This is a genomic window from Streptomyces sp. HNM0575, from assembly GCF_012726265.1.
Lineage (GTDB): Bacteria > Actinomycetota > Actinomycetes > Streptomycetales > Streptomycetaceae > Streptomyces.
Window position 1 is genome coordinate 230,099 of the sequence record NZ_JAASAG010000003.1, and the last position, 12,080, is coordinate 242,178.

Annotated in this window: 9 protein-coding genes; 2 read left to right on the top strand and 7 right to left on the bottom strand. The window is 71.0% G+C overall.

Annotation, left to right across the window (positions count from 1 at the left end):
- The 6 genes from HCC61_RS09010 to HCC61_RS09035 form a co-directional block, all read right to left on the bottom strand.
- On the bottom strand, positions 1-987 hold the full coding sequence (locus HCC61_RS09010) for a CoA ester lyase (protein WP_169134777.1): 987 nt from the start codon (positions 985-987) through the stop codon (positions 1-3).
- The gene (locus HCC61_RS09015) at positions 984-3,005 is read right to left on the bottom strand and encodes a protein meaA (RefSeq protein WP_169134778.1); all 2,022 of its coding nucleotides are present in this window, start codon (positions 3,003-3,005) and stop codon (positions 984-986) included. The genes HCC61_RS09010 and HCC61_RS09015 overlap by 4 nt, the downstream gene beginning before the upstream one ends.
- A complete protein-coding gene (gene ccrA, locus HCC61_RS09020; protein ID WP_169134779.1) occupies positions 2,998-4,380 on the bottom strand; it encodes a crotonyl-CoA carboxylase/reductase in 1,383 nt (460 codons plus the stop codon). The genes HCC61_RS09015 and ccrA overlap by 8 nt, the downstream gene beginning before the upstream one ends.
- A gap of 391 nt (positions 4,381-4,771) precedes the next feature.
- On the bottom strand, positions 4,772-6,271 hold the full coding sequence (locus HCC61_RS09025) for a class I adenylate-forming enzyme family protein (RefSeq protein WP_169134780.1): 1,500 nt from the start codon (positions 6,269-6,271) through the stop codon (positions 4,772-4,774).
- A gap of 720 nt (positions 6,272-6,991) precedes the next feature.
- Positions 6,992-7,783 carry a TetR family transcriptional regulator gene (locus HCC61_RS09030; protein ID WP_206322284.1) on the bottom strand — a complete coding sequence of 264 codons (792 nt, stop codon included), beginning with the start codon at positions 7,781-7,783 and terminating at the stop codon, positions 6,992-6,994.
- A gap of 97 nt (positions 7,784-7,880) precedes the next feature.
- Entirely contained in the window at positions 7,881-9,665 is a 1,785-nt protein-coding gene (locus HCC61_RS09035) for a 3-hydroxyacyl-CoA dehydrogenase (protein WP_169134782.1), read from the bottom strand.
- A 479-nt stretch (positions 9,666-10,144) separates the two neighbouring features.
- Here HCC61_RS09035 and HCC61_RS09040 point away from each other — a divergent pair, with 479 nt between their 5' ends.
- Positions 10,145-10,777, top strand: a complete 633-nt coding sequence (locus HCC61_RS09040) for a HEAT repeat domain-containing protein (RefSeq protein ID WP_169134783.1) — start codon at positions 10,145-10,147, stop codon at positions 10,775-10,777.
- Here the strand turns inward: HCC61_RS09040 and HCC61_RS09045 are convergent.
- Positions 10,755-11,333: a GNAT family N-acetyltransferase gene (locus tag HCC61_RS09045; protein ID WP_240968720.1), complete on the bottom strand. Its 579-nt coding sequence runs from the start codon at positions 11,331-11,333 to the stop codon at positions 10,755-10,757. The genes HCC61_RS09040 and HCC61_RS09045 overlap by 23 nt on opposite strands.
- Before the next feature lie 117 nt (positions 11,334-11,450).
- Between HCC61_RS09045 and HCC61_RS09050 the strand changes: the two genes are divergently transcribed.
- Complete coding sequence (locus HCC61_RS09050; protein WP_169134784.1) at positions 11,451-11,960, top strand: pyridoxamine 5'-phosphate oxidase family protein; 510 nt, start codon at positions 11,451-11,453, stop codon at positions 11,958-11,960.
- Positions 11,961-12,080 lie beyond the last annotated feature (120 nt).

Below are 12,080 nucleotides of genomic sequence, written 5' to 3' on the forward strand. Positions count from 1 at the left end.
TCAGGCCTCCGGTGCTTCGAAGCTCGTGGTGCGGGACATGCCGGCCGCACGGCCCTTGCCGGCGATGACCAGCGCCATCTTGCGGCTCGCCTCGTCGATCATCTCGTCGCCGAGCATCGCCGAGCCCTTCTTGCCGCCCTGCTCGGACGTGAAGTACTCGTAGGCGTCGAGGATCATCTCGGCGTGGTCGTAGTCCTCCTGGGACGGGGAGAAGATCTCGTTCGACGCCTCGACCTGGCCGGGGTGCAGCACCCACTTGCCGTCGTAGCCGAGCGCCGCGGCGCGGTCCGCCACCTCGCGGAAGCCGTCGACGTTCTTGATCTGGAGGTACGGGCCGTCGATCGCCTGGAGGTCGTGGGTGCGGGCGGCCATCAGGATCCGCATGAGGATGTAGTGGTACGCGTCCGACGGGTAGCCGGGCGGCTGCTCGCCGACGACCAGGGACTTCATGTTGATGGACGCCATGAAGTCGGCGGGCCCGAAGACGATGGTCTCCATGCGGGACGAGGACGCGGCGATCTCGTCGACGTTCACCAGGCCCTTGGCGTTCTCGATCTGCGCCTCGATGCCGATGCGGCCGACCTCGAAGCCCATCGTCGTCTCGATCTGCGTCAGCAGCATGTCCAGGGCCTGGACCTGCTGCGCGTCCTGGACCTTCGGCAGCATGATGCAGTCGAGGTTCTGCCCCGCGCCCTCGACGACGGTGATGACGTCCCGGTAAGTCCAGTGCGTCGTCCAGTCGTTGACGCGCACGACGCGCGTCTTGCCGCTCCAGTCGCCCTCGTTGAGGAACTTCACGATGGTGTGCCGGGCGTCCGGCTTGGCCAGCGGCGCACACGCGTCCTCCAGGTCGAGGAAGACCTGGTCCGCGGGGAGGCCCTGCGCCTTCTCCAGGAAGCGCGGGTTGCTTCCGGGCACGGCCATGCAGGAGCGCCGGGGACGCAGACGGCGGGATGCCTGGCCGGTGTCCGGCGTCGGGGCTGTCATGCGGGGACCTCCAGGGGGTCGAGCTTGTTCGCTGTGCGGATTTCGTTGACGATACGGCCGATGATCTCCGTGATGCCGAAGTCCTTCGGCGTGAACACGGCGGCGACTCCGGCCTCTCGCAGCGCGGCCGCGTCGGCCGCGGGGATGATGCCGCCCACGACGACCGGCAGATCGACGGCGCCGGCCTTCTCCAGCCGCTGAAGCACGTCCGGCACGAGTTCGGCGTGCGAGCCGGAGAGGATGGACAGGCCGACGCAGTGCACGTCCTCGGCGACGGCGGCCGAGGCGATCTGCTCGGGCGTGAGCCGGATGCCCTGGTAGACCACCTCGAAGCCCGCGTCGCGGGCCCGTACCGCGATCTGCTCCGCTCCGTTGCTGTGCCCGTCCAGGCCCGGCTTGCCCACCAGCAGCCGGAGTTTGCCGACGCCCAGGTCGCCGGCGGTCAGCTCCACCCTGCGGCGCACGCCGGCCAGCGCGGAGCCCTCCTCGGCGGGCACCGCCACGGGGGCGCTGCTCACGCCGGTGGGCGCCCGGAACTCGCCGAACACCTCGCGCAGGGCGCCCGCCCACTCGCCGGTGGTGACGCCCGCGCGGGCGCACTCCAGGGACGCCTCCATGAGGTTGGCGTCGCTCGCGGCGGCGTCCTTGAGGTGCTGGAGGGCACGCGGTGCCGCCGCGCCGGGCGAGGCGTCGCGTTCGCCGCGCCAGACCCGCACGGCCTCGGCGACCTGTTCCTCGGTCGCCGGGTCGACGCTGTGGATCGCCGTCTCCAGGTCGGCGGTGAGGGGGTTGGGCTCGGTCGTCTCATAGCAGTTGACGCCGACGATCTTCTCCTCGCCGGACTCGATGCGGCCGCGGCGCTCGGCGTGCGAGGCCACCAGCTGCGACTTCAGATAGCCCGACTCGACCGCGGCCATGGCGCCGCCGAGGCTCTCGATGTGCTCCATCTCGGCGTACGAGGCCTCGACGAGCTCGTTCACCTTCGCCTCGATCACGTGCGACCCGGCGAAGATGTCGTCGTACTCCAGCAGGTCGCTCTCCATCGCCAGCACCTGCTGGATGCGCAGCGACCACTGCTGGTCCCAGGGCCGCGGCAGGCCCAGCGCCTCGTTCCAGGCGGGCAGTTGGACGGCGCGGGCGCGCGCGTCCTTGGAGAGGGTGACGGCCAGCATCTCCAGCACGATGCGCTGGACGTTGTTCTCCGGCTGCGCCTCCGTGAGGCCCAGGGAGTTGACCTGGACCCCGTAGCGGAAGCGGCGCTGCTTGGGGTTCTCGATGCCGTACCGCTCGCGTGTGACGCGGTCCCAGATGCGCGTGAAGGCGCGCATCTTGCACATCTCCTCGACGAAGCGGACTCCCGCGTTGACGAAGAAGGAGATCCGCGCCACCACGTCGCCCATCCGCTCCTGCGGCACCTGCCCCGAGTCGCGTACGGCGTCGAGGACGGCGATGGCCGTGCTCATGGCGTACGCGATCTCCTGGACCGGTGTGGCACCGGCCTCCTGGAGGTGGTAGCTACAGATGTTGATGGGATTCCACTTGGGGATGTGGCCGACCGTGTAGGCGATCATGTCCGTGGTCAGCCGCAGCGAAGGCGCCGGCGGGAAGACGTGCGTGCCCCGCGACAGGTACTCCTTGACGATGTCGTTCTGCGTCGTCCCCTGGAGCTTGGAGATGTCCGCGCCGTGCTCCTCGGCGACGACCTGGTACAGCGCCAGCAGCCACATGGCGGTGGCGTTGATCGTCATCGAGGTGTTCATCTGCTCCAGCGGGATGCCCTCGAACAGCCGCCGCATGTCCGCGACATGGGAGACCGGCACGCCGACCCGGCCGACCTCGCCGCGTGCGAGCACGTGGTCGGGGTCGTAACCGGTCTGCGTCGGCAGGTCGAAGGCGACCGACAGACCGGTCTGGCCCTTCGCGAGGTTGCGCCGGTAGAGCTCGTTGGACGCCTCGGCCGTGGAGTGACCGGCGTATGTGCGCATCAGCCACGGCCGGTCCTTGGCTCGCTCAGGCATGCTCGCCGTTCCGGCCGTGCTTGTCGGTCCGCTCGCCTTCGGTATCCCTGAACAAGTTGATCGCGCCGAGGTGCTTGGCGCGCTTCTCCGCGTCGCGCACGCCCAGGCCCTCCTCGGGCGCGAGCGAGAGGACCCCGACCTTGCCCTGGTGGACGTTGCGGTGCACGTCCTGGGCCGCCTGCCCCGTCTCCTCCAGGTTGTACGTACGGGAGAGGGTCGGATGGATCTTGCCCTTGGCGATGAGGCGGTTCGCCTCCCACGCCTCGCGGTAGTTGGCGAAGTGCGAGCCGACGATCCGCTTCAGCGACATCCACAGGTAGCGGTTGTCGTAGGTGTGCTGATAGCCGGAGGTGGAGGCGCAGGTGACGATCGTGCCGCCCTTGCGCGTGACGTACACGCTGGCGCCGAAGGTCTCGCGGCCGGGGTGCTCGAAGACGATGTCGACGTCCTCGCCGCCGGTCAGCTCGCGGATGCGCTTGCCGAAGCGCTTCCACTCCTTCGGGTCCTGGTTGTGCTCGTCCTTCCAGAACTTGTAGCCCTCGGCGTTGCGGTCGATGATCGCCTCCGCGCCCATGCGGCGGCAGATCTCCGCCTTCTGCTCGCTGGAGACGACGCAGATCGGGTTGGCGCCGCCCGCGAGCGCGAACTGCGTGGCGTACGAGCCGAGTCCGCCGCTCGCGCCCCAGATGAGGACGTTGTCGCCCTGCTTCATCCCGGCGCCGTTGCCGGAGACCAGCTGCCGGTACGCGGTGGAGTTGACCAGGCCCGGTGCAGCCGCCTCCTCCCAGCTGAGGTGGTCCGGCTTGGGCATCAGCTGGTTGGACTTGACGAGCGCGATCTCGGCGAGGCCGCCGAAGTTGGTCTCGAAGCCCCAGATGCGCTGCTCCGGGTCGAGCATCGTGTCGTTGTGGCCGTCGGCCGACTCCAGTTCGACGGACAGGCAGTGCGCGACGACTTCGTCGCCCGGCTTCCAGGAGTTCACGCCCGCGCCCGTACGCAGCACGACGCCGGACAGGTCGGAGCCGATGACGTGGTACGGCAGGTCGTGGCGCTTGGTCAGCGGCGACAGCCGCCCGTAACGCTCCAGGAAGGCGAAGGTGGACACGGGCTCGAAGAGCGACGTCCACACGGAGTTGTAGTTGACGGAGGAGGCCATCACGGCCACCAGCGCCTCGCCGGGCCCCAGTTCGGGCACGGGCACCTCGTCCAGGTGCAGCGACTTGCGGGGGTCCTTGTCCCGGGAGTCGAGGCCGTCGAACATCTCGGCCTCGTCCTTGTGGACGGTGATCGCGCGGTACGACTCGGGCAGATCGAGGTTCGCGAAGTCGTCGGCGGTGGTGTCGGACGCGAGGATCGCGTCGAGGATCTTGTTCACGGTAATGCCTCCGGCGAAGCGCTGTGGAAGGAGACGCTTTGAGGGTCGTCGGGTGTGAGGCAGAGCCGTCGGTTCGGCGGGTGATGCTGTTGGCTGCGCTGGTGAGCGCGGGGGTGCCTGTGACGCAGGCGTCCGGGCACGAGCGGGTGTGGTGCCGCTGGGACAGCGCCCAGACTCGCACCAAGCTATGACACCCAGTGCCAGGACACAAGACACTGCGTGCCAAGAATTTCTCTCAATTGTCGTGAGGTGGCGCACGCATGAGCGGAGTGGGGGCGCGCGGTGCGTCCGGTTTGCTGCGCGCGGGGGGCGGTGTTCATCGGGCCGCCGCCCGGCCCGCTGTGCGCGGGCGCCAAGCAGCGCCTGCCGTAAGGGAGTCGGCCGGGCGCACTCAGCCGCGGGTCGCGGCTGCTTCCAGATCGTGGTGCGAGGTCTTGCCGCTCGCGGTAAGCGGCAGCGCGTCGAGGAAGTGGATGCGGCTGGGGAGCTTGTACGCGGCGATGCGTCCCCGCAGAAAGGCGGTCAGATCGTCGGCCGTGAGTCCGCCCCCTTGCCGCAGGACGACGAAGGCCACCGGCACCTGGCCCTCCTCGGAGTCGGGCGCCGCGACGACCGCCGAATCGGCCACCTCCGGGTGCTCGTCGATCGCCGACTCGACCTCTCCGGGAGTGATCTTGGAGGTGCGGCGCACGATGAGGTTCTTGATGCGGTCGCGGAACCACCAGATGCCGTCGGCGTCCCGGGAGGCCATGTCCCCGGTGCGCAGCCAGCCGTCCCACACGGACCGCCGGGTGAGTTCCTCGTCGTTCCAGTAACGGCTCATGAGCATGGGGCCGCGTACGAGAAGCTCACCGGTCTCCTCGTCCGTACGCAGCTCCGCGCCGCCGACCGGTGTGCCGATGCAGCCGGCACCGCCGGGCCCGGGGTCGCGCTCGACGGTGAGCCAGATCGCCTCGGTCAGGCCATAGCCCACGCCGATGGGCACTCCGGTGAGGGCCGTGAAGTCGCGCTGCAACGCGTCGGGCACCGTCTCGCCGCCCGTGTAGACGCCACGCAGCGAGGAGAACCAGGATCGCTCGGCGCTCGGCTCGTGCGCCAGCTGAGCCAGTACATCGATGTGGGTGCAGATCAGGGTGGGCCGGTGGGCGAGCAGCCCCGAAACATAGCCGGGCAGGTCGAACCCGTCGTAGAGGACGGCCTCGCCCCCGGCCATGATGGTGCTCAGCGTCTCGATGAACCCGCTGACGTGGACCAGCGGATCGCAGACCTGTACCACGTCGTCGCCGCGGATCCTGCCCATGGCCTCGGAGGTACTGGTGAGCATGGCGAGGGCCGAGCCGTGGCTGTGGAGGACGGCCTTGGGCTCGCCCGTCGAGCCGGAGGTGAGGAACAGCGCGGCGGGGCGTTCCGGCCCGTGCGGCCGGGACGGCCGGCGCGGCGGTCCGGTGTCGCCGGGGCGGGGGTCGAGCAGCGGAGTGAACGGCTCGTGGCGCCCGCCACGTCCGGTGACCAGGACGCGGACGCCTGCCAGCACCGCCGGATTCACGCCGTCGAGCCGGTCCGTGAGGCTCTCGTCGACGACGAGCCAGCGGGGGCGTGTGTGCCGGAGCGCCCGCTCGACCTCGGGCGGCGCGTAGCGCGTGTTGAGGGGTGCGGCGATCGCTCCCGAACGGAAGCAGGCGAGATATGTCAGGAGCGCCTCGGGGGAGTTCGGCAGCATGAACGCCACGCGCTCGCCCGTCAGTTGGTCCATTTCCGCGGCCAGCGCCCCGGACGCGGCTGCCAGGTCGCCGTACGTCCAGTGCTGAGCACCGTGCACCAGGGCCGTACGCTCGGGCGCGTGGTTTTCCGGCAGGCGGCTGAGTCGTCGCGCGGGGGCGTCGTGTGACATGACGGCCTCCTCGGGTCTCTTCCAGGTCGCTCACAACTCCGGCTTCCCCGCTGACGACCGATATGCGGGGGAATCTCCGGATACCTGGTGCACGCCCATGAGCAGTGGTCGTCAGCCCGGCCCATGAGCATTGGCCATCAGCCCGCCGTGTCCGCCACCGGGCGGCCCGGGTCGGTCGAGTCGCGGATCACCAGCCGGCAGGGACGGCGGTGCACTCCCGGCTCCGTGTCGCCGTGACCGCCGCTGAGCGCGCTCCCGTACACCGGAGACGCCTCGGTGCTCTACTGCACAACACCGAGCTGTTCGAGAAGGCCGTGCCCGACCCCGACCGGCCGCCGCGCGACTGGAAGGGATTCCTCACTGCCGCACGGAGGATCGGCGCGCTCGGCGGCGACATGTACGGCTACGCCGGACGACGCGAAGTTCACGCTGCCGATCTTCCTGAGCACCCTCGTCTCCGGGCATCCGGACAGTACCGACTGGGGCGTTCCGGAAGCCGGGGTCCTGGTCACGATGCTCTCGTGTGTGGTCATCTTCCGGCTGTTGCGGCGCTACCTGCGTCAAGGCCCCGGTGAGCGGTTCGGTGAAGTGACCGCTTGGGACGCCGAAGGCGCCAGGGACGCTACGGGCGTTACGGGTGCCGGGGGCGCGCGGTGCGCGGCCGGGAGGCCTGGCCGGCCACCGTCGCCCACGGCCGGCCGCCGCCGCTGACGGTCGCGGCTAGTCCCGCAGCGCCTGCTCGATCGTGCGCATGATCTCGCCGATGGGTGTGTCCGTGCGCGCGACGGTGACCAGCACCTCGTCCTCCCGCCTGGTCTCGGCGCCGCCGCCCGTGGCGCCCGCGCGGAGCCCCGGCTCCGCGGCCGCGAGCCGGTTCGCCCCGAAGCCCGTGCCGAACGTCCTGCGCACGATCGCGAACGCGTGGTCCAGCTGAGCCTCCACGTCGCCGACCGCGCCGTTGCGCAGCCACCGCCGCAGCACGTGGTTGTGCGCGGTGACGACCGCGGAGGCGGCGACCTCCGCGAGAAGCGGGTCGTCGTCGCCGTCGCGGTGCGCCGCCTCGTCGAAGTGGCCCAGCAGATAGCGCGTGAAGAGCCGCTCGTAGCGCGCCACGGAGGCGATCTCCCGTTCGCGAAGCGCCGGCACCTCACGGGTCAGCTTGTAGCGCTCGACGCTTCCCTTCGGCGAGGCCGCGTACATCCGCATGACCTCTTTGATGCCGCGGCAGACCGTGTCGAGCGGGTTCTCATGGGCGGGCGCGGCCTCCAGGACCGCCTGGGCCCGCACGAGGGTGTCGTCGTGGTCGGGGAAGATCGCTTCTTCCTTGGCGCGGAAGTGCCGGAAGAAGGTGCGGCGGGCGACACCGGCCGTCGCCGCGATCTCGTCGACCGTCGTGGCTTCGTACCCCTTCGTCGCGAAGAGTTCCATGGCCGCCGCCGCCAACTCGCGGCGCATCCTGAGGCGCTGGGAGGAAGCGGCATGCGAACGGGACGGCTTCGCGGTGTCTGACATGCAGGGAACGTTACATGCCGTGACGGACTCGGGGGGCGGGCTGCCGACCGTCGGCTCCAGCAGCCCGCCCCACCGGTTGTCCCGCTTCACAGACGCGTCACCGCCGTGCGTACTCGCGGAAGCCCCGTCCCGTCTTGCGGCCCAGGCAGCCCGCGGCGACCAGGTGTTCCAGCAGCGGCGCCGGCGCGAGCCCCGGATCGCGGAACTCGCGGTGCAGCACCTGCTCGATGGCGAGCGAGACGTCCAGCCCGACGACGTCCAGTAGCTCGAAGGGGCCCATCGGGTAGCCGCCGCCGAGCCGCATCGCGGAGTCGATGTCGTCGAGGGAGGCGTAGTGCTGCTCGACCATCTTCACGGCGTTGTTGAGGTACGGGAACAGCAGCGCGTTCACGATGAAGCCCGCGCGGTCCCCGCAGTCCACGGGGTGCTTGCGGACGGCGCCGCACACCTCGCGCACCGTCGCGTGCGCCTCGTCGCCGGTCAGCACGGTACGCACGACCTCGACGAGCTTCATCGCCGGCGCCGGGTTGAAGAAGTGCATGCCGATGACGTCCTGCGGACGGGACGTCGCCCGGGCGCACGCGACCACCGGGAGGGAGCTGGTGGTGGTGGCCAGCACCGCGCCCGGCTTGCACACCCGGTCGAGGGCCGCGAACAGCTCCCGCTTCACGTCCAGGTCCTCCGCCACGGCCTCGACCGCGAGATCGACGCCGGACAGCGCGTCCAGGGAACCGGCGGGCGAGACGCGCGCGAGGGCCGCGTCACGGTCCTCCTCGCTCATCCGCCCCTTCTTCACGGCCCGTTCGAAGGACTTGGCGATGCGGGCCTTCGCCGTCTCCGCCTTCTCCTCGCTGCGCGCGGCGAGCACCGTCTCGAAGCCGGCCTTGGCGAAGACCTCCGCGATGCCGCTCGCCATCGTGCCCGAGCCGGCGACGCCGACGGCCGAGACGGGCCGCCCCGCGGTACGTGCGGTGCCGCCGTCCGGGGTCTCGGAGTCGGCGACGAGGACGGACGAGCCGGGGGCCTCGTAGGAGTAGAAGCCCCGTCCGGCCTTCTGGCCCGTGAGCCCGGCGTCGCTGAGCTGCCGCAGGATCGGCGCCGGTGCGTGCAGCCGGTCGTGGGAGTCCGCGTACATCGCGTCGAGCACGGTACGGGCGGTGTCGACGCCGATGAGGTCGAGCAGCGCCAGCGGTCCCATCGGCAGCCCGCACCCCAGGCGCATCGCGTCGTCGATGTCCTCGCGGCTGGCGTAGCGCGACTCGTACATCGCCGCGGCCTGGTTGAGGTAGCCGAACAGCAGCCCGTCGGCGACGAATCCGGGACGGTCGCCGACCGCGACGGGCTCCTTGCCCAGCTCCCGCGCGAGATCCGTGACGGCGGCCACGGCCTCCGGCGAGGTCAGCACCGAGGAGACGACCTCGACGAGCTTCATCGCCTGCGCCGGGTGGAAGAAGTGCAGGCCCAGCACGCGCTCGGGGCGGTCGGAGTCGGCCGCGAGGCGTGTCACGGACAGGGCGTTGGTGCCCGTCGCGAGGATCGTGTCCGGCTTGACGACTGTGTCGAGGGCAGCGAACACCTGGCACTTGGTGTCGTAGTCCTCCGGCACCACCTCGATGACGAGCTGCGCCTCGGCGGCGGCCTCGAGTTCGGTGAACGTACGGAAGCGGGCGAGGGCGCTGCGCCGCTCGTCCTCCGTCATCCGCTCGCGCTTGACGGCGCGCGCCGTCGAGGCCTCGAACGCGGCGACGGCGTTGCGTGCGGCGGTGTCGCTGATGTCGATGCCGACGACCTCGTGGCCGGCCCGTGCGAGCACGTCGGCGATGCCGGTGCCCATGGTGCCGAGGCCGACGACGGCGATGGTGTGCAGAGGCGGACGGTCCATCACGGGACTCCTCTGATGTGACGACTGACGATGAGGGTGTGGCGCCGCCGCGCGCGACGTCGACGCGAGGTCGAGCGGGGGCGCGGCAGGCGGAAGAACCGGCGTTCCGGGAGGAGCGCGGACCGGGATGCACCGGCGGAGCCGGCAGACCGGGGCACGCGAATCCGGGTGTCACGGGTTCGGAGGGAAGGCGGCGGAAAGGACGGGCACGGCGCCGACGGTGCAGGCGTGCGACCGTGCGAAAGGCCCTGTCCCAGGGGCCGTCGCCGTACCGGGGCGGTGCTGCCCGGGGGTGCCGCAGCGGTATGCCGCGCCCCGGACCCCCGCCGAACCGACTTCACTCTCGGGCGGCTGCGTCACCAGGCCGCCTGAGCGGGGGTGCCGCTCTCGCGAGAGAGCTTAACTCGTGGGTAACCAATGCGCCAGGGGTATGGCACTTCCAGGGCTGTGGGACGGAGCACGTGGGGGAGGGAGCGTAAGTGGGCGACGCATTCCGGTCGTTGATCGATCGCGTACGGGGAGAGGCGGACCCCGACGAGTACGAGCGGCTGGTCGCACTGGCGAGGGAGGACACCCCCGCGGCGCGCGACGAGCTGGCATCCGTACTGGCCGAGGCCCAACGCCCGTTGTGGGCACGGGAGGTGGCGGCCTTCGCCCTGGGCAACGCCGGCGACAGGCGCAGTTTCGAGACGCTGATCTTCATGCTGAACTACCGGGACCCGGTGCGCTGCGCCACCGCCGCCCACGCCCTGGCACGCCTGCGCGATCCCCGTACGGCCCGGGCCGCCGCAGCCCTCGCGACCAACGAACTGCGCACCGGCTACGCGCTGCACGCGGTGCGGCTCCTCACGGCCTTACGAGCGCCCGAGTCCGTCCCCACCCTGATCTCCGTGCTCCAGCGGCTGCTGATGGGCCCCGTGCACTACTGGCCGATCGCCGAAGCCTGTGTGCAGGGGCTGGGCGCGCTCGGGGACCGGCGGGCGATCGCGGTGCTGGGGGCCGCCGCGGAGCACCACAGGCTCTCGCCGTCGGCGAAGGCGGCGCTGGCCCGGATCCCGGTGCAGCAGGGGAGGGCACGCAGAAGACCGGTCAGGCAGAACCGCTGCCCGTGAAGGGACCGCCGGCCAGGCTCCGTGCGTAGCGCACGACCGGGACGGGCGCATACGTGCCACGGCCGTCGATGTCCTCCGTGTCCTGGGTGCCGTCCGCCGCGAAGCCCGCCCGTTCGTAGAAGCGCCGGGCCCGGGAGTTGCCCTCGACGACCCACAGCAGTACGCGCCCGAATCCCCGCCCCCGTGCCCGCTCCAGACAGGCCTCCGTCAGCTCCCTGCCCAGCCCCGTTCCGATCAGCTCGGGGAGCACGTAGATCGCGTACAGCTCGGCGTCGCGCTCCGCCCGCGGCGCCGCGCGCGTGTGCGCGCCGCCGATCCGGTCCGGGCCGATGGCCGCCCAGCCGGTGACCGCGCCGTGTGCGTCCTCGGTGACGAAGTTGCTGATGGTGCCGTCTGCCTTCGCGAACATCTCGCGCCTGCGGGCCGCGTCCTCAGCGACGGACATCGCGTCCAGGTACGGGCGCGGCATCAGATCCGCGTACGCGGACTGCCAGGCGCGCACCCGCAGCCGGGCCACGGCGTCGATGTCGTCCGCGGTCATCTCCCGTATCGGCATGGGCGGATGGTGGCAGAGCCCGGCGGGCACCACGACCGGTTTTATGGGCGGGCCCGCCCGGGGTGTCCCGGCGGAATCCGGACAGCAGGTGTCGGGTATCGGCGCCAGCATGGACGTATGACAGAGAGCTGGGCGGCCTTCCATGCCGCCGAACCCGAATTCGCCGACGCCGTACGCGCCCGCTTCAAGGCCTTCCAGCACCACGTGCTGGCCACGCTGCGCCCCGACGGGTCGCCCCGGCTGACCGGCCTGGAGGGCGACTTCCGCGGAGACGAACTGTGGCTCGGCATGATGATCGGCTCCCGCAAGGCGCTCGATCTGCGCCGCGACCCGCGCTTCTCGATGTACGCCAACCCCGGCACCGGCACGGGCATGCACGGCGGTGACGTGCGTGTCTCGGGGCGCGCGGTCGAGGTGACCGATCCGGCGGAGTTCGCGCGTTACGCGGGCGGCGAGTCACAGGACGAGGCGCCCGAGCGCTTCCACCTCTTCCGCGCCGAGCTGTCCGAGGTCGTACGGATCACGATCGAGGACCCGCACATCGTCTTCCAGGTCTGGCACCCGGGCCACGCGCTGCGCACGATCCGCCGCGCCGACCAGGACAGCACCCTCTACGAGGACGCGTGAACGGCGGGATCCGGGCCGGTATCCGAAGGCACGCGGGGCGGGACGCGAGGCTGTGCCGATGCGCCGCGTGCCGCCCGGGCGGGCGGTCGTCCGCCCGCCGTGCTGCGCCTCGCGTACGGC